This is a genomic window from Saccharopolyspora sp. NPDC003752, from assembly GCF_053605825.1.
Genome location: NZ_JBSGJZ010000041.1, coordinates 34,472 through 56,248, shown reverse-complemented (window position 1 = coordinate 56,248; position 21,777 = coordinate 34,472). Strand labels below are relative to the sequence as shown.

Here is a 21,777-nt window from a genome sequence, read left to right as displayed (position 1 = left end):
ACCCTGACTGATACGGCACTAGCGGGAGCCCGGCGCAACGACGTCCGAGGTCTCGGCCGGAGGGTGTTTTGCGTTGCCTCCAACGGCCCTGCGGTCGTTCCTGTTCGCGAGCGGCCGGGTTCGGTTTAATGATCGAGTGTCGCGAAAAGGAGCGTTGGGACGCATCGCATTGTGGGCCGCGCTGGTACTCGGACTCACGATCATGTGGGTTCAGTACGGCGCTGCCGTCGCGACGACCCTGCTGACCATCGTTTCCGGCGCGGCTGCAGTGGCGCAGGCCGTTGCCGCCTGGCGGTTGCGCTCGAAACTGATGGAGCCGAGCACTCCGGAACAGGTGGACCGCGCCGCCGAGGCGTTGGCCTGGGAAGTGCGCACGCAGCGGGAGGCCGAGGCCGACCAGCGACTGCTCGAGGATGCGGGATCCCTGCCGATCCGATGGCAGGCCAGGGGCGGCGTGGATGCGGGAGACCTGGCTCAGCTCATCGCTTCCTACGCCGACGATCCGCGCCGCCTCGTAGTGATCGGCGAGCCGGGCGCCGGGAAGACGGCCTTGTGCCTGTTGCTGACCCTGGAACTGCTGCGCCGGCCCGCTCCGCCCCAGGTACCCGTGCCGCTCCAGATCTCCTCGTGGGATCCGTCGGAGAACCTGCACGCCTGGCTGATCCGCAACATCCTCGACGACTACCCGTTCCTCGGCAACGAGGCGCGCTTTGGCGCCACTGCCGTGCGGGATCTGCTCGCACAGCACCGAATCCTGCCGGTGCTCGACGGTCTTGACGAAATGGCCGCCGGTGACCGGGCCACCGCGTTGCGGGCCATCGAGTTGGACGCGCGCAACGCCGAGCCGGTTGTGCTGACCTGCCGCAGCGACGAGTTCCACTCGGCGAACACGACCGGGATCGTGCGCGATGCGTTGGTAGCGCAGCTGTTGCCGATAGCCGCTGAGACCGCTGCCGGCTACCTGCTCGAAGCAGCACCCGATGCCGGCATCGATCGCTGGGATCCCGTATTGGCCGAACTCACCGAGGGGCGCGACGAGCCGATCGTCGAGGCACTGCGTACCCCGCTGATGCTCTTCCTGGCCCGAACCGCGTACGCCCATCCCGGCACCGATCCTGCGGAACTGCTCGCACTTCCCGACGCGCGCCAAATCGAAGAACGCCTGCTGGATGTGTTCACCCAACACGCTTTCACGACGCGGCCGCCCTCTCCGTTGTCGAATCCCGCGCACCCGGCGCGACGTTGGGATCCAGCGAAAGCAGAGCGGTGGCTGGTTTTCCTCGCCCGCAGCGGCGGACGAGAGATCGCCTGGTGGCGCCTCCACGAGCTGGTGCCGAAACCGGTGTGGCCCAGCGCAGGCGCGTTGACCGGCGGCTCGTCGTGCACGTTGTTGGGCTGGTTGTTCTTCGGTCTGTTCGGCCGCCCTGGCTTCGGAGCACTGCTCGGGCTCGCGGTCGGTGTGATCTGCGGGGTCGGGCTGAGCTTCGTCCGCGCGGAGAACCCTCGGCGGTTCGTACCGCGGCCACTGCGCCGGCGCGAACTCGCTCGCGACCTCGGGTTCGGTGTGATCGGCGCGCTGGTCGGCGGGATCGTCGTCGGTGTGCTCTGGGGCGCTGGTTTCGGGGTGGTGATCGGGTTGGTCTTCGGGCTCGCATTCGGCCTGGTCCGCCGGTTCACCGAGCCGACCGAGTCGCGCGAGGCCGTCACCCCGGCCCGGACGCTGCGCGACGACGAACTCGCGGTGCTCTACGCAGCGGGGCTCGGTGCCGTGGTCGGAGCCCTGGTCGGGGCGTTGATGGGCGGCGTTTTCGGCGCGGCCGACCGAGGACTGATCATCCCGATCGACGACCCCGCGCTCGTCGGCCTGGTCGGCGCGGCGGTCGGCGGATTGATCGGTGCCTGCGGGCTCGGTCTCGTCATGCAGTCCACGAGTGCTTGCGGCGCTTTCCTCGTCGCCCGGCTCTGGCTGGCGCTGCGCGGCCGAACGCCGCTGCGGCTCATGTCCTTCCTCGCGGACGCTCATCGACTCGGCGTACTGCGTCAGGTCGGTCCGCACTACCAGTTTCGGCACGCGGTGTTGCAGGCTCGGCTGGCCGCGCGACCGGTCCACCCAACAGCCATGCCTGAGGGCAGCATTTCGTAACGCAGGCCCGCGCAACCGCATAGCCGCCGCGACCCCACCGGTCGGCGGCAGCGGCACGGGCAGGTCCGGGCGCGGCGGACCCTGCTCGGAGAAGACGCTGCCGTGCACGAGATCCACCACCCTCCGGTCGACGTCACCTGTCAGCCCCGGTTCGTCGTACCCGCACCCATTTTCGAGCCAGGAATACCAGCATTCTCGCCGGAGTCCCCGCAGCGAGCCGGCTCGGCCAACGGCGTCGTAGGAAAGATCCCCACAAACCGGCGTAGATGACACCGCAAAGCGGTTGGGACCGGCCGTAGAAGTCGCACAGCGCGGGACGCAGCCGTCGCAGCCGTCGACAAATGTGGGCGAGTGACAGCTCTCCTCTCGTCGCCGAAGTGGTGATCCCGATCTTCCGGTCGGCCGCGACGTCCACGTAGTCGTCGAGGAATTGCAGTGTCCCGCCCAGTTCCCGCACGAGTTCCAGTTCCCGGATTCCCATCGCCGGCCGCTGCAACGCGAATATCACCACCATCGCGTGTCCGCCCTTGGCCCGCGTGATCTCCGCCAGGACCGACGACGGGATCGTGGAGTCACGCTGGCGCTGCGACCTGACCTGCGCTTCGTGCAATGCGGCCAGCGCGAAGTTGATGGGATCGTCGCGACTCCGGCCGAGCCGCCGTTCCAACTCCAGGTACAGGGCGAACAACAGCCGTTCGATGGCGTTGGCCGGTGCGAACGCGCCGCCGCCGAACAGCGTCGAAAGCCGCTCGAACAGATCGTCGCCGCCGCCGTACTCGTCGACGAGGTCGTCGTACACCCTGGCGGCCGCGCCGCCGAGCACTGCGAGATCCGCGCGAAAGGGCACATCCGCGATGGCCGCGTAGCCGGAGACCAGGAAGCACAGCTTGGCGCACACCTCGCACATCGAACTGTCCAGGTACCGGCGAGGGCCCGAACGGCCCAGCGTCGACTCGACGATCGGAGCGACCACTCGCTCGTACGTGGCCACGTACTCGACGGCACGGCGCCCAATCGACGGCACGGCACCGGCGAGTTCGACCGACCGCCCGAGAGCGAGGAGATCCCGCCACTGTCCGCTGTCCATGCGTCGATTCGAGTAGTCGATGCGAGCGAAGTCGAGACGCCACAACGGTATAAGGATTGGTTGCAGAATGGCTTGTGTGGCGGTGCGGGTGGCGGAACCTCAGCGTCCGCCTGGACTGCGGGAGCCGTGACTTATGTATGACCAATACACGGCGTCGCGGCTGTCCTCGCCAGACGAACGCTGAGAACCCGCGGCGGTGCGAGCTGAGTCCCGCACCGCATGCGGCTGACGCCGCATCCTAAAAGAACCCCTGAGTCGGACCGACACGAACAGCTCTGCGCGTCGAGATCATGAGTGGTGAGCCCTGGGCCCCGTGAGTGCTTTGGGGTGCCCCGATGCCCCGAATCGCTCACGGGTTTTCCCGCTCCGGCCGCGTCAGGACGGGGCTCTTGCCGGTTCCGGTTGGGTGTCCTCGGCCGAGACTCCCGGCGGGGTCAGCAGGAAGACCCGCGGCGCGACCCGGTCCATGGAGCCGCCGCGCCCGACGACCATGCCCGCGGCGAAGTCGACGAGCCGCACCGCTTCCGCCTTGGGCAGGCTCGTCAGGTCCATCACCACCGGCACGCCCTTGCGGAAGTAATCACCGACGTCGTAGGCGTCGCCGTAGTTCTGCGGGTGCAGCGTCTTGACCACGTCACCAGTCTCGTCGGCCGGGCGGCAAAGTCAACTGGAAGCCGGCTGAGCCGCCCCGTCCCGCCTCGCGGGAACCCGCGCCCGGATCGCAGCCACCCCCATTGCACATGTACTCACTTGATCGCTAAATTGAACTCTCAAGTTCAATTTTAGATACCACTTGGGAACGGACATGGCTGCTCGCTCAGAACCACTGGATTCCGCGCTCCGCAAGTTGCTGGTCACCATGACCCTCGGCGCGTTCCTCGCCCTGCTGGACACGACCATGACCGGCGTCGGAATCGACACGCTGGTCCGCGAATTCGGCTCGACGCTGGCCGCGATCCAGTGGGTGACCACCGCCTACCTGCTCGCCGTCTCGGTCACCGCGCCGCTGTCCGGCTGGGCGATCGACCGGTTCGGCGCCCGCCGCACGTGGCTCGCCGGGCTGTCGGTCTTCGTGCTCGGATCGGTCGCCTCCTGCCTGGCCTGGGACGCGCCGAGCCTGATCGCGACGCGGCTGCTGACCGGCTTCGGCGGCGGCCTGCTCGAACCGGTCATGCTCGCCACGCTCGCCCGCGCGGCCGGTCAGCAGCGCGTCGGCCGGGTGCTCGGCCTCGCCGCGGCCCCGATGACGATGGGACCGGTGATCGGCCCCGTCCTCGGCGGCCTGCTGCTGCAGGCGCTGCCCTGGCAGTGGATCTTCCTGGTCAAGGTCCCGGTCGGGGTCCTGGCGATCGTGCTCGCCGTTCGCCTGATGCCGGCCGACGACGCGACCACCGGCGAAGCGGCCAAGCGCCTGGACGTCCTCGGCGTGCTGCTGCTGCCGCCCGGCTTCGCCGCGCTGATGTACTCGCTGGCGAACGCCGTCGAGGGCGTCACGGCCCCGGTGCTGATCGCCGGTGCCCTCGGCGCCCTGCTCTTCGCCGGCTACGCCGCCCACGCGCTGACCACCCGGCGCGAACCGCTGATCGACCTGCGGCTGTTCCGCAGCGGCGGCTTCGCAGCCAGCGTGTCCGTGCTTTTCCTGATCGGCGCGATCATGTTCGGGACGGTCTTCCTGCTCCCGCTGCACTTCCAGCAGGTCGGCGGGCAGGGCGTGATGGCGGCGGGCCTGCTGCTCGCCCCGTTCGGGCTCGGCGCCGTCGTCGCGCAACCGACGGCCGGGAGGCTCTCCGACCGGACCGGGGCCCGCCTGCCGGCCACGGCCGGCGGCCTGCTCCTCGTCCCGGGATTCCTGCCCTACGCGCTGGGATTCAACGGCGTCGTCGCCACGCTCGGGCTGATCGTCGTCGGGTTCGGGCTCGGCGTCGTCGCGTCCGCGACCATGGGTTCGGTCTACCGGACCGTGCCGCCCGCCGCGGCCTCCCGCGCGACCGGAGCGCTGTTCATCGTGCACCAGATCGGCGGCGCCCTCGGGATCACGCTGCTGACCCTGGTGCTGCAGAGCGCGACGGTCTCCGCGCCGCCGGAGGCGGCGTTCCGCACGACCTTCTGGTGGCTGGTGGGCGCCGGCGTGGCCATCTCCGCCGCGGCCAGGATCCTGCCCGGGCGCCCCGCACCGGCCGCCCCGATGACCGAAACCGCACCCGTCGCCGGACACGCGTGACCAACCCATCCACTGGAGACGACCTTGACCAGGACATTCGTGATCACCGGCGGCACGGGCGGAATCGGTGCCGCCGTGGCGCGCGCGCTGTTCTCCCGCGGCGACCACGCCGTGGTGATCGGCACCGATCCGCGCAAGGGCGACCGCCTGCTCCGCGAGGCAGCCGATTCACCCGGAACCGCCTCGTTCGCGCGGGCTGATCTCGGCTCCGTGGCCGAGAACCGGCGGATCATCCGCGAACTGACCGAAGAACACCCGGAGATCGACGGGCTCGTGCTGTGCGCGCGCTTCTTCCAGACGCGCCGGAAGGTGACGCCGGAAGGGTTCGAGCACAACTTCGCGCTCTTCTACCTGAGCCGGTTCCTGTTGAGCCACGGCATGATCGGCGCGCTGGCGAAGGGCGACCGCCCGGTCATCGTCAACGTCGCCGGCCCCGGCCAGGACATCCCGATCGACTGGGCCGATCTGCAGAACGAGAACTACGACGGCGTGCGGGCGATGTTCGCGACGGGGCGCTACAACGACCTGCTCGGCGTCGACTTCGCGCGGCGCCACGGCGACGGGCCCGTGCGGTACGTGCTGTTCCAGCCGGGACCGACGTCGACGAGCTTCGCGGGCGAGTTCGACGCGCCGACGGCCCGGTTCGTCGAACAGCAGAAGGCCACGGCGAAACCGGCGACCGAAGTGGTGCCACCGATCGTCGGGCTCCTCGACGCCCCGCCCGCCGAGCCGCTCAGCGCGTTCGGCACGCACGCCAGGATCGGCATCCGGAACGACCTGTTCTCCCCCGCCGAAGCGGCCTGCCTCGCAGCCATCACGGAGCAACTGCTCGGATCCGGGTGACACCGCCCCGCGGCACGCCCGGCCGAATGCGCTTCCCCTCGGCAGCGCACCTGTTCGGCCGGGCGGCCCGGACCGAGTGCCGTGATCCCTGCGTTCGGCCCTGCTGGTGGTGCGCCGAAACGCGGACACCGGTGGAACTGTGAGTAGCCAGGGTCACCTGGTGACCGCGACCGGGAGCGTGTTCTGCCCGGAGGTGCCTGAGCTGCTGCTCCGACTGCTGGTGCTGCTGGTGCTCCCCTCACTGCTGTCGGTCTCGCCCCTGGTGTTGCCCCCCTTGCTCTTCTTGTCCTTGTCCTTGTCCTTCTCGGCGTGGAAGTGCCCCGCTGTCGAGGCCGGTTGCGCCGCGGCCGCGACGCTCGACGCGCCGCTCGCGGCAGCCGTTCCGACATCGGCGATTCCCAGTGCCAAAGGCGCGACCAAAGCCAGCCCGGCCAACGCCCCAACCGCTGTGCGCATGGAGATTTCCCCTGGTTCAGTTACTTTAGTCCCTTGCCCGTACTTCTCCGCCGTGCTCGCGGCTTCGAAACCCCCGGACACCAAAGAGTTTTCTCCGCCGGCGCACCGAATGCGCCAGTGGAACACCCGGGCCCGCTCCCTGGCCGCACCCGCTTTTCCGCGGGTGCCCGGCGGAGTTGCCAATCGAGGGGTCGCCGCCCCTACCATCGGAATATGGCTATCTCCGGCCGTGCTGGGGCCGGGCTGCGTGGCCGGAACCGCGAGTGCGAGTTGCTGGATCGCCTGTTGGCGAGAGTCCGGACTGGGCAGAGTTCCGCGCTGGTGCTCCGCGGCGAGCCCGGTGCCGGCAAGACGGCGTTGCTGGATTACGTCCGAGAGCGCGCGTCGGGTTGTCGCCTCGCCCACGTCGTGGGCGTGGAGTCCGAAATGGAACTCGCCTTCGCCGGTCTGCACCAGTTGTGCGCGCCGATGCTCGACCGCCTGGACCGGCTCCCGGAGCCGCAGCGGGACGCGCTGCGCGTCGCGTTCGGCCTGCACGAGGGCGGCGCCCCGGATCGCTTCATGGTGGGCCTGGCCGTCCTGACGCTGCTTTCGGAAGCCGCCGCGGAGCGGCCGCTGGTCTGCCTCGTCGACGACGCGCAGTGGCTCGACCGGGCCTCGGTGCAGGCCATGTCGTTCGCGGCGCGCCGCCTGCTGGCCGAGCCGGTCGCGGTGGTGTTCGCCGTGCGCGAGCCCAACGACGACCACGACCTGGCCGACCTCCCGGAGCTCTCCGTCAGCGGCCTCGGTTCCGCTGACGCCGCCCAGCTGCTGGCCTCGGTGATGCACGGCCGGCTCGACGAGCAGGTGCGGGACCGGATCATCGCGGAGACCCGCGGAAACCCGCTGGCGCTGCTGGAGTTGCCGCGCGTGTTCACCCCGGCCGAGCTCGCCGGCGGGTTCGGGCTGCCCAACCCCGGGCCCGTTTCCGGCTGCCTCGAACAGTGCTTCACCCGCCGGATCCGGGCGGTGCCCGGCGATACCCAGCGGTTGCTGCTGACCGCCGCGGCCGACCCGTCGGGCGACGCCGGCCTGCTCTGGCGGGCCGTCGCCGGGCTCGGGCTGCCGGCCGGCGCGGCCGGCCCGGCCGAGGCCGCCGGGTTGATCGAGATCGGCGGCCGTGTGCGGTTCCGGCATCCGGTGGTGCGCTCCGTGGTCTACCGGACGGCGTCGCCGGACGAGCGCCAGCGGGTGCACCGCGCGCTGGGCGAGGCCACCGACCCGGAGGTGGATCCCGATCGGCGCGCCTGGCACCGCGCTCGCGCGGCCCACGGCCCGGACGAGGTGGTGGCCGGCGAACTGGAACAGTCGGCCGACCGGGCGCATTGCCGGGGCGGGATCGCGGCGGCGGCCGCATTCCTCGCGAAAGCGACCGAGCTGACGCCCGATCCGGCGCGCCGGGGTGCGCGCGCCCTGGCGGCCGCCCAGCAGAAGCTGGATGCCGGCGCGCCCGATGCTTCGCTGGGACTGCTGGCCATCGCCGAAGCAGCACCGCTCGACGAGCTCCAGCACGCCAGGGCCGACCTGTTGCACGCCGAGATCGCGCTCGCCGTGAACCGGGGCCGCGACGCCCCGCCGCTGCTGCTGCGAGCCGCCGAACGCCTCGAACCGCTCGACGTCGCGCTGTCGCGCGAAACGTACCTCGAAGCGCTCGAAGCAGCGATCTTCACGGGTCGCGTCGGCAACTTCAACGAGGCGCTGCGGGCGACCGAAGCCGCCCGGCGCGCACCGCAGCGGCCGATAGACCTCCTGCTGGACGGGCTGGCCGCGCGGTTCACCGGCGGCTTCGCCTCCGGCGTTCCGACGCTCCAGCGCGCGGTGCGGGCGTTCCGCCGCAGCGGCACGGGGGCCGACGACGCCCGCTGGATCGGGCTGGCCTGCCGCGTCGCGACCGACCTGGGCGACGACGAGGCGTGGCGCGAGCTCGCCGCCCGCGGCCTCCGCCGGGCGCGCGACACGGGCGCGCTCACCACGCTCGCCACCGCGCTCAGCTACCGCGCCGGGGAGCACGTGCACGCCGGCGAGCTCGACGTGGCGTCGGAGATGCTCGACGAGGCCGATGCGATCGCCCAGACGTCCGGCAACGCGCCGCACCGGTACGCCGCGATGACGCTCGCCGCGACCCGCGGCCGCGAAGCCCAGGCGCTGGAGCTGATCGAGACCAGCGCGCGGGATGCGGACGCCCGGGGCGAGGGGCGGGCGATCACGATGGCCGACTACGCGACCGCGGTGCTGGGCAACGGCCTCGGCAAGTACGAGACGGCGGTCGCCGCCGCCGAGCGGGCCTGCCGGAACGACCAGCTGAGCGTCTACTGGTGGGCGCTGGGCGAACTGGTCGAGGCGGGCGTGCGAAGCGGCCGGCGCGAGGTCGCCGAGGACGCTTTCCGGCGGCTCCACGAGCGAACGAGAGCTTGCGGAACGAACTGGGCCGCCGGGATCGAGGCTCGGTCGCTGGCGTTGCTGAGCACGGGTGAGGCGGCCGAGGAGCTCTACCGCGAGGCCGTCGAGCGGCTGGCCCGCAGCCGAGCCGCCGTGCACCTCGCCAGGACCCACCTGCTGCACGGCGAATGGCTGCGCCGGGAGAACCGGCGCTTGGAGGCGCGCGAACAGCTGCGCACCGCGCACGAGATGTTCGGCCGCATCGGAACCGAGGCGTTCGCCGAACGCGCCCGCCGGGAACTCCTGGCCACCGGTGAAACCGTGCACCGGGCCACGCCGCAGACGCTGGTCGTGCTCACGGCCCAGGAGGCGCAGATCGCCCGGCTGGCCCGCGATGGTCACACCAACCCGGAGATCGGCGCCCAGCTGTTCCTCAGCCCGCGCACCGTGGAATGGCACCTGCGCAAGGTGTTCACCAAGCTCGCCATCGGTTCGCGCCGGGAACTCCGCCGGGTCCTCTCCAGCGCCGCGCTAGCGGATTCGCGCACTTAGCGGTTCTTTCAGGATGCGTCGTCAGCCGCATGCGGTGTGGGACTCAGCTCGCACCGCCGCGGGTTCACGGGTGCCCACTCCGCTGGAGTTCCCCCGGCGAGGACAGCCGCGACGCCTGTCACGGCTCCCGCAGTCCAGGCGGACGGTGAGGTTCCGCCGCCCGCACCACCACCGCTCCTCAACGGTGACCGGCCCGGGTCCGCCGCGCGGAACCCGGGCCGGGCCGGTTCATCCGACGAAGACGTTCAGCTGCATCCCCATCTGCCGGTGGTTGCCGACCGGGCACCAGAAGTCGTAGAGCCCGCGACGCAGATCCACGGTGAGGTCGGCGGCCTGGCCCGCCTGCACCACCGGCGTGCGCGCGTTCGCGACGCCGGGTCCGCTGATCTGCAGGGCGTGCGGCGCGCGCCCCTCGTTGATGGCCCGGAACGTGTAGCGCCCCGGCGGCAGGAAGGCCGGCTGCAACAGCCGGAAGTCGACCATCTTGACGATCACCAGGTGCGATCCGCCGCCCACCGGTCCGGCCGGCGCCGGCGGTGCCGCGGCGGCCGACGCACTGGTGCAGACGGTCGCCACCAGTGCGAGCACGCCGAGCAGCACGCCCAGCAGAACACGCCTCGTTCTTCCGGATTTCCTGCCGATGACCCTTTTTCCGCTCACTTCGATCAGCATTGCCGACCCCCACGAGAAATTCGGCACCGGGCCGGAAAATGCGCTAGCATTCGGAAAACCATTACCGGCCCGGCTGTTTCGACGGTGCGAGCCCGTCCAGCGTAAATCCGCAGGCCGTCCGGTTGGTGGCGGAAGTTCCCGGCGGGGCCCCTGTTGCCCGTCTTGCGGTTGAAAGAACCGCGACTGCGCGTGCGCATCGGCTCGGGCGTGAATTTAGGTATGGAAGTCGGTAATTACAACGCCGCAGGGTCCGCGATTCTCGCGCAAGGTGGACGGCATCGTCCCCGTCCCCCGACGTTCGAGGCCGGTATGTCCCGTTCCGCTCGTCCCCGACAGGCCAACCGAATCACCCCGTTCCCCGGGCCGTCAGGCATCGGACGCCCCCTCGGCGGCCCGGGGAGCGGAGGTGCCCCCGAGTTCGCCGGGTATGCGCGCAGCTACCGTCCAGAAGCCGCACACCGGCAGAACTCCTCCCCGGAAGCCTGATGCGAGCCACCCCCGATCTCGAACCGGCCGAGCAATGGCTGCCGCTGCTCGACAGCGCCGCTACCCCGATGGCGCTGCTCGACGCGAGCGGCCGCTGCGTGCACGCCAACGACGCGCTCTGCCGCGCGCTCGGATACGACCGGACCGGCCTCGCCGGGCACCCGCTCGACGACTTCACCGCAGCTGAGGCCGATCCGCGAAGCACCACCGGAGCAGGAACGGCCGAACGGCGATTCAGGCGTTCCGACGGCGGCACCGTGCGGCTGCTCCAATGCACGTCGCCGATCCACGACGGCGGCGGCGAGCCGGGGCTGTTCCTCTCGCAGTTCCACGAGGTCGAAGACCGCCCGGAGATCGAAACCCGGTGGAGCCGCGTGTTCGCCAACGCCCCCACCGGCATGGCGCTGCTGGACCACGACGGCCGCTGGACCGACGTCAACGAGGCGTGGTGCGGACTGCTCGGGTACAGCAGGCGCGAAATGCTCGAAATGCGCATCTTCGACGTCACCTACGCGCAGGACCACGAGCACTCGGCAGCTGCGCTGGCGGACCTGGCGGAGGGCCGGCTGAACACGGTCAGCCTGAAGAAGCGCTACCGGCACAAGAACGGCCATCCGATCTGGGTGCTGATCCGGACCAGCGTGGTCCCCGGCGCCGACGACCAGCCCGCGTACCTGGTCAGCCAGTGCGAGGAGCTCGGCGAGCGCGGCTCCTCCGACGTCCACCTCGCCCACCTGGCGCTGCACGACCCGCTGACCGGGCTGGCCAACCGCGCCCTGCTCGACGACCGCCTGGCGCACGTCCTCGCGGACCTCGAACGGGACGGCGGCGTGGTCGCCGTGCTCGTCGCCGACCTCGACGAGCTGAAGCCCGTCAACGACACCTACGGGCACTCCGCGGGCGACCGGCTCCTCATGACCGCCGCCGACGAACTGCTCAACGCGGCGGGCCCGACCGACACCGTGTGCCGGATCGGCGGCGACGAATTCGCCGTCGTCAGCCGGGTTCCCGATGCCCGGGCCGCCGCGGAGTTCCGCGACCGAGTCGCCCGGCGCCTCCGGGCCGAATGCGACACGCCGCACGGCCTCCTGCGGATCCGGGCCAGCGTCGGGCTGGCCACCACGACCGACCCGGCGACCCGTCCGAACGCGCTGCTGCACGAAGCCGACCGGGACATGTACCGGCGCAAGCACGACATGCGCGCGGTCGCGGAGGCGACCGCGCACTGCCCGCACTGCCAGGCCAGGAACGAGCCGCCCACCCGGCCCCGGGCGGGCGGCTGACGCGTTCGGCGGTCAGTGCGCGAACGCCGTGCCCGGCACCTCGACGCGGTCGACCTCCGGCCGGTACAGCATCAGCACCGCGGCGTCACCGATCCACACCGCGAACACGATGCCGGTGACCATGGCCGCGATCGTGACGAACGGGCCGGTCGCGTAGAAGGCGGTGACCCCGGCGATCAGCCCGATCGCGGCCACCGCGAACCCGAACCAGCCGACCCAGGGCCCGAGCACCTCGCGGCGCACCATCGCGGCGCCGGTGGTCGCGGCGAACAGCGCGACCAGCAGCCCGAGCGGCCCGAGCGCGAGCCGGTGCAGCTCGGAGAGCACGAACACCGCCGACCCGCTCGCGGTCGAGATGTCCCGGCTCATCGACGCCAGCGCGGTCACCGGGAGCATGCTCAGCATCGTCATCGCCGACAGCACCACCCCGGCGGCGAACACCACCGGCGAGAACGCCTCCGCACCGCCTTCGGCGCGCTGCAACAGGTGCCTCAGGTGCCCGACGAACCACAAGAACACCACCGCCGCCAGCGTCGCCAGCAACGCGGCCAGCACCACCGTGGCCCGGTTCCCGGCGACGTAGAAGAAGGTCAGGACCGGCTCGTCCCCGGTCGGGGCGGTCGGGTTGAGGAACAAGCTGGCCAGCAGCAACACCGCCGCCACCAGACCACTCGCCGCCCCCGCGCGCTCCCATGCCCGCTCGTTCATCGCAGCCTCCTCCGCTCGGATTCCGCAAGCCACCGGGTTACCCCGGCAACGACGTGAACCCAACACGACGCACCCCGGCCACCGGGCCGGGAAAAACCGGCACGCCGTTCCGCGACGACGGCGGCGATGCACGGCCCGCGAAGCGGTGCCAATGGGCTCTGGCAACCCGCGCGATGCCTCAACGATGCTGCGGTGTTGGAGGCGAACAGCAATGGCCGCGACGAAGCACTGGACGGTCGACGTCTACTTCGACGAGGACATCGACCACACGCACGCCGAAGCGCGCCTGCGAGCACCGGCGGCCGGGGAACTCCACGGCAAGGGCTCGGCACGGCGAAACCCGCAGGACCGCAGCGTGCCGGAGATCGGCGACGAACTAGCGGCGGCGCGAGCGCTGTTCGACCTGGCCCGCCGCCTGCTGAGAACGGCGGAAGACGAAGTCGAGCGGATGACGGGCCACCCGGCCCACCTCCACACCTGAGTCCGGCGTCAGGTGGGACGGGTTTCGCTTGGGGGATGGCCGAATTCGGTCTGGAAGACCCTGGTGAAGTGCGCGTGGCTGGCGAATCCCCAGCGGTGCGCGATGTCCGCGATCGTTCGGTGGCGGGCCGCCGGGTCCGCCAGTTCGCGGCGCGCTCTTTCGAGCCTCCGGCGTTGCAGGTAGCGCGCCGGGGAATCGCCTTCCGCGGCGAACAGCCGTCCCAGGTGGCGCACCGACATCCCGGCCGCCGCCGCTATCCGGCCCGGCGTCAGGCCCGGGTCCGGCAGGTTCCGCTCCGCGAAATCCTTCGCCACCACCAGCGGCGCTGGTGCCGCGCCGTCGGTGGCCAGCGCGCGGAGCAGGTCGAGCACCGCGTCGTCGCTCCCGGCCGCGTCGCCGGTGCGCTGCTTCGCCACCCTCGTCAGCAGCGCGCGCAGGGTGTCCAGCAGGGCGGCGGTGCGCGGCGTGCCGGATCCGAAACGCCTCGGCCTGGCAACACCTTCCGGCAGGCAGCGGGTGGTGAACACCTCGCGCGGGACGTCCACCAGGAGCTGACGCATCGGCGCGGCGAACCCGAAGAGGTAGGAGCGCCGCGTGTCGTAGAGCGCGAGGTCGCCCGCCCGCAGCGCGAGGCAGCCCTGACCGTGGTAGAAAACGGCTTCCCCGGCGAGCACGAGGCTGGCGAACACCGAATCCTTCGGCAGCGCCCGGCAGGCCGCCGGGGTCCGCTCGATCACGTGCTCGTTGCCCTCGATGTCCGCGAGCCGCAACTCACCGAAGCGCACGTTGGTCTGGGTCGCCAGCAGGCCCCGCTCGGAGTACGGCGAGCAGGTCAGCCCCACCAGGGCGCGCCGGTTGTGGTCCTCCCAGAAACCGACCCGGTCCGCGGGCGCGACGGCGTCGGTGGACACTCGCGAGATCAGCGACACGGTACGCGTCATTGCGGCCTCCGCTCGTCAGCCCCCAGCGGGCGCAGGTTAGCGAATATTTTGAAATTGGTCCGCGCAGCGGTGCGAGTGGCGGCCCCCCCTGCGGGAATCACCGCTGCCCCCTCGCTGTGGGATCCCCGACATCATGAATGACCAATTCACCACGTCGGGGCTGTCCTCGCAGGGAGAACTCCAGGGGAGTGGGCACCGTGAACCCGCGGCGGTGCAAGCCGAGTCCCGCACCGCAAGCGGCTACCGCCGCTTACAAAGTACGACCTGCCCCCGCGCGGGCGCCGCTCAAGCGGCGAGATAGCCGCCGTCGACCGGCAGCACCGCGCCGGTGACGTACCCGCCGCGGGCGAGACCACCGTCACGGCCGCACCACCACCTTGACCTGCTCCGCGCCCGCCCGGAAGCCGCGCTCGACGACGTCTTCCAGCGGGATCGTCGCGGTGACGATCCGCGTGAAGTCCACGCCGCCGGCGGCCAGCCGGATCAGCTCCGGGAAGGTGTCCCGGTAGCCGACCGCGGCGATCAGCGACCGCTCGTTGTTCACCAGGTCCAGCGCGTCGAACCGGAGTTCCCCGCCCAGCCCGGCGAACAGGACCCGCCCGCCGGGCCTGGTCGCGGCCAGACATGCGTCCAATGTGGACTGGATGCCGACCGCCTCGAAGGCGATGTCCACCGGTTCGCCCGCGAAACCGGCGGCGACCTCGGACGCGCCCAGCTCGGCGGCCAGCTCCCGCCGGGCCGGGTTCGGGTCGACGCCGACGATCCGCGACAGGCCGTGCTGCCGGGCGAGCAGCGTGATGAGCAGGCCGATCGGGCCCAGCCCGACGACGGCGATCGCGTCGGCGGGAGTCGCCGCCGACCGCCGCAGCGCGTGCAGCGCGACCGATGCCGGTTCGAACACCGCGGCCTGCTCCAGGCTCACCTCCGGCGGCAGCACGTGCGCCATGTACGCCGGGATCGTGGCGCGCTCGGCGAGCCCGCCGTGGCCCATCAGGCCGGCGAAGCCGAAGTGCGCGCAGATGTTGTACTCGCCCGCCCGGCACCGGGCGCACTTCCCGCACCGGTAGTTCGGTTCGACCGCGACCCGATCGCCGACCGCCAGGCCGCCGACGCCGCGCCCGAGCTCGGTCACGGTCCCGCAGAACTCGTGGCCCATGACCAGCGGCGCCGTCACGCCGGATTCGGGGTGGGGCGCGCCCACCGGGATCGCGTGCGGGCCGTCGACGTACTCGTGGCGGTCGCTCCCGCAGATCCCGCAGTAGGCCACCTCGATGGTCACCTCCTCCGCGCCCGGCGGTCGAGCATCCACATCGGACACCCGGATGTCGCCCGGCCCGTGGAAAACCGCCGCTCTCATGCGGCCACCACCTCCTTGCGGCGCAGCACCAGCGGCGCCGTTTCCCGCAGGAAGAACGACAGGACCACCACGACCGCAGCAGCTCCCGCGGCGATGAACATCGCGGCCTGCAGGCCCCAGGTGTCCGACGCCCACCCGGCGACCAGCGGCCCGAGGAACCCGCCGCACAGCTCGCCGACGCCCATGACCAGCCCCAGCGCCGTCGCCAGCGCCCCGGTGGGCACCGTCTCGGCCGGGATCGTCGCCATGAACAGCGTGAAGCAGCCGAGGCCGGTGTAGCTGACGATGACGACCGCACCGAGCGCGAGCGGGCTCGCCACGTTCACCACGGCGATCGGGCAGAGCACCGCCACCGCCGTGAACGCGATCATCGTGGGCCGCCGCCCGATCCGGTCGGACACGGCCGGCGTGACGAAGCCCCACAGCACCCAGGCGACGCCGAAGCAGGCCATCACCGCGCTCATGGTGCCGGGCGGGAACCCCTTCCCGTCGGCCAGGTAGGTCGGGGCGAAGGTGATGATCACGACGAACCAGGTCAGGTAGCAGGCCGCGATCACCATGCACAGCACGATGTTGCGCTCCCCGAGCACCTGCCGCAGCGGCACCCGCGGGCCGCGCTCGGCGGGTGCGGCGACGGGACGCGCGCCGGGCGGCATCTCGCGCACCGCCTTGGCGACCCACGCCGCCAGCAGGAGCCCGGGCACGATCGTGAGCAGGAACGCCGTGCGCCAGCCGAACTCCTCGGCCACCCACACCACCACGACCGGGGCCAGGATGCCGCCGAGCAGGCCCGCCGAGGATCCCTGCACCAGACCCATGTTCAGGCCCCGCCGGTGTTCCTGCGACGCTTCTACCATCAACGACTGCGCCATCGGCAGCACCGCGCCCTCGGCGATGCCCATCAGCGCCCGGGCGACGAGCAGCCCGGCGAACCCGGTCATCAGCCCCGACGCGGCGGAGAACGCGGAGAACAGCAGGATCGCGACGATCAGCACCGTCTTCCGGCGGCCGATGCGGTCGGTCAGCCGCCCCACCACCATCCCGGACAGCGCCCAGGTCAGCGCCAGCACCCCGGAGAGGATGCCGAGCTGGGTGTTCGACAACGGGAAGCCCTCGCCGATCATCGGGGCGAGGAAGGACAGCGCCTGCCGGTCGAAGAAGACGAAACCGAACGACAGGAACAGGATCAGCAGCAGCAGGTTCTCGTAGCGGCGGGCCGGGTTCATCGCGGGCCCCGTCAGCGGAACAGCGAGTTGACGTAGTCCGCCCCGATGCCCACGGCGTCGTAGTGCTTGCGCACCAGGTCGATGTAGTCGTGCACGTCGAAGTAGCCGGCGGTGTCGCCGTTCTCGTCGAGCCAGATCAGCGGGCCCTTGACGATGAACAGCGCCTTCATCGGCTCCTCGCTCTCGTAGGCGACGAGCGTGTGCCCCTCCCCCGGCGCCTCGTAGACGAAGTCACCGGCCGAGGCCGTCCACGGGCGCTCCAGGTAGCCCCACTTCCCGGAGATCGTGTAGGCGAACACCTCGTGCGGGTGGTAGTGGCGGTTGACCAGGCCCGCCCGCTTGGCGCGCAGGACGTCCGACCACGAGTTGTCCTTCACGTTGATCCACAGCGGCCGCGATCCCACGGTCTCGGAGAACGGCGCGTAGTAGCGGTCGTCATCGGTGGCGACCTGCGACAGGTACACCTCGGGCTGCGCGTCGGGCTTGACCGAGTTCTCGATCGGCTTGAGGTCCTTCCAGAACTCCGAGGTGGGTTCGTCGGGCATGTCCGTTCCTCCGCGGTCGGCGCTGGGTTACCCCGGCAGTGAACCGCCCCCGGCAGCACCCGGTCTTCCCGCTCGCGGACATGCCCTTGCCCGATCCGGACATCGGCTGCGTCAGCGCTGCAGCACCCCGGCGACGCCGAGCTCCACGCCCTTGGTCTCCGGCGCCATGAACACCCCGATCACGGCGCCGACCAGTGCGATGCCGGTGGCGATCCACATCGTCGCGCCGATGCCGAGGTTGGCCAGCGCCCACGGCGTCGCGAAGTTGCCCACGGCCGCGCCGATCCGGCTGATCCCGGTGCACAGCCCGACCGCCGTCGCGCGGACCTCGGTCGGGAACAGCCTCCGCGTTGCACTGCTTGGCCCGCCTCGTCCCGATGACGGGGAACGCCGTCGGCGGAACCGTATGATCCGGGCGGGAAGACCGGTACCGGCGGGGGAGACGACGTTGCACCTCTTGGACCTGCAGACCCCTGCGCTCGTCGTCGACGCCGCGCTGCTCGACGCCAACCTGCGGACGATGGCCGAGGCGCTGCCCGGGGCCCGGCTTCGCCCGCACGTCAAGGCGCACAAGACGACCGCGCTCGCCCAGCGCCAGGCGGACATCGGGCATCGCGGCTTCACCTGCGCCACCGTGCGCGAGGTCGAGGGCATGGCCGTCGCCGGGCTCGGCGAAGACCTGTTGCTGGCCAACGAAGTTCTCGACACCCGGCGCCTCGGCGCGGTGGTGCGCGGCGGCGCCCGGGTGACGCTTGCCGTGGACTCGCCGGAAACCGTCGAAGCCGCCGCGTCCGGCGGCGTCCGCGAGGTGGTCGTCGACGTCAACGTCGGCCTGCCGCGCTGCGGCATCGATCCCTCCGCTGCGGGCGAGCTCGCCGATCTCGCCCGCAGCAAAGGACTTTCCGTTCGCGGGGTAATGGGGTACGAGGGCCATCTCATGCTCCGCAAGGATCCGGCGGAACGCGCCGAGCGCGCGGCCGAGAGCATGGCGCTGCTGCTGGCCGCGCACGAGGATGTCGGCGGCGATCTCGTCAGCGCGGGCGGCACCGGGACGTACGCGGTGAACACCTGGGCCACCGAGATCCAGGCCGGCTCCTACGCCCTGATGGACACCGCATACGCCGAGCTCGGCCTGCCGTTCCGGCAGGCCCTGACCGTCCTCGGCACCGTCATCTCGGCGTCCCCGAAGTGGGTCGTGGCCGACGTCGGGCTCAAGGCGCTCGGCATGGACCACGGCAATCCCGCGATTCCGGGCGCGCGCGTGCACTTCTGCTCCGACGAGCACCTGACCTTCACCCCGGAAACCCCGGCCCGGATCGGCGACCGGGTCCGGGTGCTGCCCGCGCACGTCGACCCGACCATCGCGCTGCACGAGCGCATCCACGTCGTCGACGGCGACGAGGTCGTCGACACCTGGCCCGTCGACCTGCGCGGCTGGTGACGCGTTCGCGATTTTCCCGGACCGGACCCGCCCGCGGTTCGCCGTGCAATAGGGTTTGCGCCACCTCGTCCGAGGCTGGCGCGGCTCGTGGATCGGAGTGGCGGTGCGGATCGGTCAGTTGATCAGCGGCCGGTATCGGTTGGCGGAGCAGATCGGTTCCGGCGGCGGCGGGACGGTCTGGCGCGCCGTCGACGAGGAACTGGGCCGGGACGTCGCGATCAAGCACGCCGTCTCGCGGGACAGCGAGCGCGGCGCCGAGCGGATCCGGCGGCTGCGCACCGAGGGCAAGATCCTGGCGAAGGTGAACCACCCGAACGTCGTCACGTTGCACGACGTGGTGGACGAGGGCGGCGAATGGCTGCTGGTCATGGAATACCTCCCCGCGCCGGACCTGGCCCACCACCGCGTGCTGCCGCCCGCGCGGGTGGCCAGGCTCGGGGCGCAGCTGGCCGCCGGCCTGGCCGCGGTGCACGCCACAGGAATCCTGCACCGCGACATCAAGCCCGGGAACGTGCTCGTCACCGCCGACGACATCGCCAAGCTCGGCGACTTCGGCATCTCGCGCGCCGTGCACGCCGACGTGACCCTCACCGAGACCGGCCTGCTCTCCGGCACACCGGGTTTCGTCGCCCCCGAGGTGGCCAACGGCGCGGACCCCACCGCGGCCTCGGACGTCTTCTCGCTCGGCGCCACCCTGTTCGCCGCGATCGAGGGCGTGACGCCGTTCGGCGAATCCGGCAATCCGTTCGTGCTGCTGCGGCAGGCTGCGGCGGGCAAGGTCGCCGCGCCCACCCAGGCCGGGCCGCTCACCCCGGTGCTCGCCCAGCTGTTGCGGGTCAATCCGGCGAAGCGGCCGAGCGCGGCGGAAGCCAGGACGATGCTGGAGAACCTCGCCACCGACGTGCCGGTCGAGAAGCGGCGGCGCGGTCGCGTGGTCGCGGTGTCCGCGGCCGTCGTCGGCGTGCTGGCGGCCGGTGCCGTGGTGGCGACCGGTTTTCCGTCCACGTCGGCGGATCTCCCTGCGGCGGACCGGGCCGGTGCGCCGACGACGGTGTCACCGATCGGCGAGCCCCGCACGGCCGACCCCTGCGCTCTGCTCGACCCGGTGGCGCTCGCCCGGTTCGGCGAAACCGACCTGAACGCCGAGTACGGCAACTTCAACCGGTGCGACGTCATCGTGGATTCCGGCGACGGCGAGGTGGACGTCGAGGTGCTGCTCTCCGCCGCCGACGGGCCGCCGGAAGGCCGGATCGAGAAGATCGGCGCGCTGGACATCGTGCGGGAGCCGCAGGAAAGCGACGAATGCGCCCGGATCCTGCCGATGCCCGACCAGCGAACCCGGATCGTGATCACCGCGGACCAGCTCGGCGAGGGCAGGTCTGATCTGTGCGGCATGGCCGAGGCGGCGGCCACGACCGCGGCCGGGGTGCTCGGCCGGGGCGAGGTTCCGCGCCGGCCCGCGCCGAATCCCGCTTCGCTGATCAACGTCGACGCCTGCGGCCTCCTCGACGGCGACGCGCTCGCCCGCTTCCCCGGTGTCGACGCGATCCGCCCGGAGCCGGGCTTCGGCGGCTGGAGCTGCCGGTGGAACAGCACCACCGGACCGGCCACGCTCCGGCTCATCTTCGACCGGCACCAGCCGCCCACCGCCGAAGACGGGCGGCCCGTCCGCTTCGGTGGCCACCAGGCGTTCGTCGAGCCCGAGGGCTACGGCGAGGAGTCGTGCCAGGTCGGCATCGTCCACCGCGAGTACCGCGGCGAGGACGGCCGGCTGGTCGAGCGGCTGCTCGTCGTCGTGATGGGCCCGCAACCCACCGAAGAGCTCTGCCGGCTGGCCACCGCCCTCGCCGAACCGGCCGCCGCAAGCCTCCCCGCCTGACCCTCCCCGAGATGCGGCGCGCATCGGAGGTCCGCAATTTCCATTGAAATCGAACCTTCGATTTCAATGGAAATTGCGGAGGACTGAGTCCGGGCGGTGGCTGGAACTCGCGCGGCGGGCCGCCACCCGCACCGCCGCGCACGACGAGCGTGGAGACGGGCCCTGCGGGTCATGCGTCGAGGACCCGGAGGTCCGGCGGCACCAGCGTTGTGCTCTCCATCAGTTCGCGGATGAGGTTGTGGTTCAAGGTGTTCCCGACCGGCTCGCCGACCTCGTCGCGGGTCAGCCCGGGCACGCCGCCCTTCGACAGCCTGGTGCGGACGTCGACGACGTCGTGCTCCACCCGCTTCGCCGTCCACCCGGCATCCGGTTGCAGCTCGGCGAGGTGCTCGGCGGCCTGCCGCCAGGACAGCGGCTGCGGGTAGGCCTCGTGCATCAGGTAGCGCTGACCCAGGACGACCAGGAGGAGCTTCTCGGTCGGCGAGAGCTTCCACGTCCTCGGTGGCTGCGTCGGGTCGCTGTGCTTCGACGCGGGCGGCTGCCCGTCCGGCCCCGCCACGTACAGCTCCAGCAGGTGCTCTCGACCGCTCGAGCCGCTCAGGAACAGCGGCGTGTACCCGGTGGTGAGCGGGACCGGCTCGTCGTCGGCGAACAGCAGCCGGGAGCCGGGGAACCGGACCGGGAGGCGACCCGTGTTGTGCACCCACCAGTGGTCCAGGTGGTGGGTCAGCAGCCCGTGGTGGCGGCTGATCCGCCGGTCGTTCTCCCCGACGCAGACGTGCACCTCCGGCCGGTTGCGGCCGAACACGATCGTCCGCCCCTCCCGCGGCCGGACCGTGATGCCCCCGGTGACCGACAACGCGAAGATCGTGCCCGGTGCCGACCCGGGCACCCCGAACGCCAGGCTGCCGTGCCCGGCCGCGAGCGGACTCCCCCCGGCCACCTGCAGGTTCTCGCGCATGCCACCTCCGCTTCCTCGAACGCACCCGCAGCATTCCACGGCCGGCCGGGAGCCCTCCCGGAACCGGTGCGGCCCCG

Annotated in this window: 19 protein-coding genes; 8 read left to right on the top strand and 11 right to left on the bottom strand. The window is 71.4% G+C overall.

The window, feature by feature from the left end; all coding sequences use genetic code 11:
* Positions 1–73 precede the first annotated feature (73 nt).
* A complete protein-coding gene (locus tag ACWEV3_RS35580) occupies positions 74–2,143 on the top strand; it encodes a hypothetical protein (RefSeq protein ID WP_452618109.1) in 2,070 nt (689 codons plus the stop codon).
* Between the two features lie 133 nt (positions 2,144–2,276).
* On the opposite strand, the gene ACWEV3_RS35575 is transcribed toward ACWEV3_RS35580, so the two are convergent.
* Both ACWEV3_RS35575 and ACWEV3_RS35570 read right to left on the bottom strand, forming a co-directional pair.
* On the bottom strand, positions 2,277–3,230 hold the full coding sequence (locus ACWEV3_RS35575; protein ID WP_452618108.1) for a class 1 isoprenoid biosynthesis enzyme: 954 nt from the start codon (positions 3,228–3,230) through the stop codon (positions 2,277–2,279).
* 375 nt (positions 3,231–3,605) lie between these two features.
* Positions 3,606–3,863: a cell division protein SepF gene (locus ACWEV3_RS35570; RefSeq protein ID WP_452618107.1), complete on the bottom strand. Its 258-nt coding sequence runs from the start codon at positions 3,861–3,863 to the stop codon at positions 3,606–3,608.
* Between the two features lie 172 nt (positions 3,864–4,035).
* Here ACWEV3_RS35570 and ACWEV3_RS35565 point away from each other — a divergent pair, with 172 nt between their 5' ends.
* Positions 4,036–5,451, top strand: a complete 1,416-nt coding sequence (locus ACWEV3_RS35565; protein ID WP_452618106.1) for a DHA2 family efflux MFS transporter permease subunit — start codon at positions 4,036–4,038, stop codon at positions 5,449–5,451.
* A gap of 24 nt (positions 5,452–5,475) precedes the next feature.
* Entirely contained in the window at positions 5,476–6,294 is an 819-nt protein-coding gene (locus ACWEV3_RS35560; RefSeq protein ID WP_452618105.1) for an SDR family NAD(P)-dependent oxidoreductase, read from the top strand.
* A gap of 153 nt (positions 6,295–6,447) precedes the next feature.
* On the opposite strand, the gene ACWEV3_RS35555 is transcribed toward ACWEV3_RS35560, so the two are convergent.
* Positions 6,448–6,750, bottom strand: coding sequence for a hypothetical protein (locus ACWEV3_RS35555; RefSeq protein ID WP_452618104.1), 303 nt, complete (start codon positions 6,748–6,750; stop codon positions 6,448–6,450).
* A gap of 213 nt (positions 6,751–6,963) precedes the next feature.
* On the opposite strand from ACWEV3_RS35555, the gene ACWEV3_RS35550 reads away from it, so the two are divergent.
* Entirely contained in the window at positions 6,964–9,720 is a 2,757-nt protein-coding gene (locus ACWEV3_RS35550) for a helix-turn-helix transcriptional regulator (protein WP_452618103.1), read from the top strand.
* Positions 9,721–9,948: 228 nt separating this feature from the next.
* On the opposite strand, the gene ACWEV3_RS35545 is transcribed toward ACWEV3_RS35550, so the two are convergent.
* The gene (locus ACWEV3_RS35545; RefSeq protein WP_452618102.1) at positions 9,949–10,392 is read right to left on the bottom strand and encodes a hypothetical protein; all 444 of its coding nucleotides are present in this window, start codon (positions 10,390–10,392) and stop codon (positions 9,949–9,951) included.
* Positions 10,393–10,877: 485 nt separating this feature from the next.
* Here ACWEV3_RS35545 and ACWEV3_RS35540 point away from each other — a divergent pair, with 485 nt between their 5' ends.
* Complete coding sequence (locus ACWEV3_RS35540; protein ID WP_452618101.1) at positions 10,878–12,161, top strand: diguanylate cyclase domain-containing protein; 1,284 nt, start codon at positions 10,878–10,880, stop codon at positions 12,159–12,161.
* A 12-nt stretch (positions 12,162–12,173) separates the two neighbouring features.
* On the opposite strand, the gene ACWEV3_RS35535 is transcribed toward ACWEV3_RS35540, so the two are convergent.
* A complete protein-coding gene (locus ACWEV3_RS35535; RefSeq protein WP_452618100.1) occupies positions 12,174–12,869 on the bottom strand; it encodes a hypothetical protein in 696 nt (231 codons plus the stop codon).
* Between the two features lie 211 nt (positions 12,870–13,080).
* Here ACWEV3_RS35535 and ACWEV3_RS35530 point away from each other — a divergent pair, with 211 nt between their 5' ends.
* Positions 13,081–13,350 (top strand): DUF1876 domain-containing protein, encoded by a 270-nt coding sequence (locus ACWEV3_RS35530; RefSeq protein WP_452618099.1) that lies wholly within the window; start codon positions 13,081–13,083, stop codon positions 13,348–13,350.
* Between the two features lie 8 nt (positions 13,351–13,358).
* Here ACWEV3_RS35530 and ACWEV3_RS35525 read toward each other — a convergent pair whose 3' ends face one another.
* From ACWEV3_RS35525 to ACWEV3_RS35505, 5 genes are all read right to left on the bottom strand, one after another.
* Positions 13,359–14,291 (bottom strand): helix-turn-helix domain-containing protein, encoded by a 933-nt coding sequence (locus ACWEV3_RS35525; RefSeq protein ID WP_452618098.1) that lies wholly within the window; start codon positions 14,289–14,291, stop codon positions 13,359–13,361.
* 358 nt (positions 14,292–14,649) lie between these two features.
* Complete coding sequence (locus ACWEV3_RS35520) at positions 14,650–15,648, bottom strand: 2,3-butanediol dehydrogenase (protein WP_452618097.1); 999 nt, start codon at positions 15,646–15,648, stop codon at positions 14,650–14,652.
* The gene (locus ACWEV3_RS35515) at positions 15,645–16,874 is read right to left on the bottom strand and encodes an MFS transporter (protein WP_452618096.1); all 1,230 of its coding nucleotides are present in this window, start codon (positions 16,872–16,874) and stop codon (positions 15,645–15,647) included. The genes ACWEV3_RS35520 and ACWEV3_RS35515 overlap by 4 nt, the downstream gene beginning before the upstream one ends.
* An 11-nt stretch (positions 16,875–16,885) precedes the next feature.
* The gene (locus tag ACWEV3_RS35510) at positions 16,886–17,419 is read right to left on the bottom strand and encodes a 2,4'-dihydroxyacetophenone dioxygenase family protein (protein ID WP_452618095.1); all 534 of its coding nucleotides are present in this window, start codon (positions 17,417–17,419) and stop codon (positions 16,886–16,888) included.
* Positions 17,420–17,530: 111 nt separating this feature from the next.
* Positions 17,531–17,929, bottom strand: a complete 399-nt coding sequence (locus ACWEV3_RS35505; protein ID WP_452618094.1) for an MFS transporter — start codon at positions 17,927–17,929, stop codon at positions 17,531–17,533.
* Between ACWEV3_RS35505 and ACWEV3_RS35500 the strand changes: the two genes are divergently transcribed.
* Together ACWEV3_RS35500 and ACWEV3_RS35495 are read left to right on the top strand one after the other, a co-directional pair.
* On the top strand, positions 17,868–18,860 hold the full coding sequence (locus ACWEV3_RS35500; protein WP_452618093.1) for an alanine racemase: 993 nt from the start codon (positions 17,868–17,870) through the stop codon (positions 18,858–18,860). The two genes, ACWEV3_RS35505 and ACWEV3_RS35500, sit on opposite strands and share 62 nt — an antisense overlap.
* 103 nt (positions 18,861–18,963) lie before the next feature.
* Positions 18,964–20,739 carry a protein kinase domain-containing protein gene (locus ACWEV3_RS35495; protein ID WP_452618092.1) on the top strand — a complete coding sequence of 592 codons (1,776 nt, stop codon included), beginning with the start codon at positions 18,964–18,966 and terminating at the stop codon, positions 20,737–20,739.
* A gap of 169 nt (positions 20,740–20,908) precedes the next feature.
* Here ACWEV3_RS35495 and ACWEV3_RS35490 read toward each other — a convergent pair whose 3' ends face one another.
* A complete protein-coding gene (locus ACWEV3_RS35490; RefSeq protein WP_452618091.1) occupies positions 20,909–21,700 on the bottom strand; it encodes an FHA domain-containing protein in 792 nt (263 codons plus the stop codon).
* Positions 21,701–21,777: the final 77 nt, after the last annotated feature.

Excerpts from the sequence above, each read along its gene's own strand:
- ACWEV3_RS35575 (WP_452618108.1), bottom strand. The coding sequence starts at position 3,230 with ATGGACAGCGGACAGTGGCGGGATCTCCTCGCTCTCGGGCGGTCGGTC.
- ACWEV3_RS35565 (WP_452618106.1), top strand. The coding sequence starts at position 4,036 with ATGGCTGCTCGCTCAGAACCACTGGATTCCGCGCTCCGCAAGTTGCTG.
- ACWEV3_RS35555 (WP_452618104.1), bottom strand. The coding sequence starts at position 6,750 with ATGCGCACAGCGGTTGGGGCGTTGGCCGGGCTGGCTTTGGTCGCGCCT.
- ACWEV3_RS35550 (WP_452618103.1), top strand. The coding sequence starts at position 6,964 with ATGGCTATCTCCGGCCGTGCTGGGGCCGGGCTGCGTGGCCGGAACCGC.
- ACWEV3_RS35545 (WP_452618102.1), bottom strand. The coding sequence starts at position 10,392 with ATGCTGATCGAAGTGAGCGGAAAAAGGGTCATCGGCAGGAAATCCGGA.
- ACWEV3_RS35540 (WP_452618101.1), top strand. The coding sequence starts at position 10,878 with ATGCGAGCCACCCCCGATCTCGAACCGGCCGAGCAATGGCTGCCGCTG.
- ACWEV3_RS35535 (WP_452618100.1), bottom strand. The coding sequence starts at position 12,869 with ATGAACGAGCGGGCATGGGAGCGCGCGGGGGCGGCGAGTGGTCTGGTG.
- ACWEV3_RS35530 (WP_452618099.1), top strand. The coding sequence starts at position 13,081 with ATGGCCGCGACGAAGCACTGGACGGTCGACGTCTACTTCGACGAGGAC.
- ACWEV3_RS35525 (WP_452618098.1), bottom strand. The coding sequence starts at position 14,291 with ATGACGCGTACCGTGTCGCTGATCTCGCGAGTGTCCACCGACGCCGTC.
- ACWEV3_RS35520 (WP_452618097.1), bottom strand. The coding sequence starts at position 15,648 with ATGAGAGCGGCGGTTTTCCACGGGCCGGGCGACATCCGGGTGTCCGAT.
- ACWEV3_RS35515 (WP_452618096.1), bottom strand. The coding sequence starts at position 16,874 with ATGAACCCGGCCCGCCGCTACGAGAACCTGCTGCTGCTGATCCTGTTC.
- ACWEV3_RS35510 (WP_452618095.1), bottom strand. The coding sequence starts at position 17,419 with ATGCCCGACGAACCCACCTCGGAGTTCTGGAAGGACCTCAAGCCGATC.
- ACWEV3_RS35490 (WP_452618091.1), bottom strand. The coding sequence starts at position 21,700 with ATGCGCGAGAACCTGCAGGTGGCCGGGGGGAGTCCGCTCGCGGCCGGG.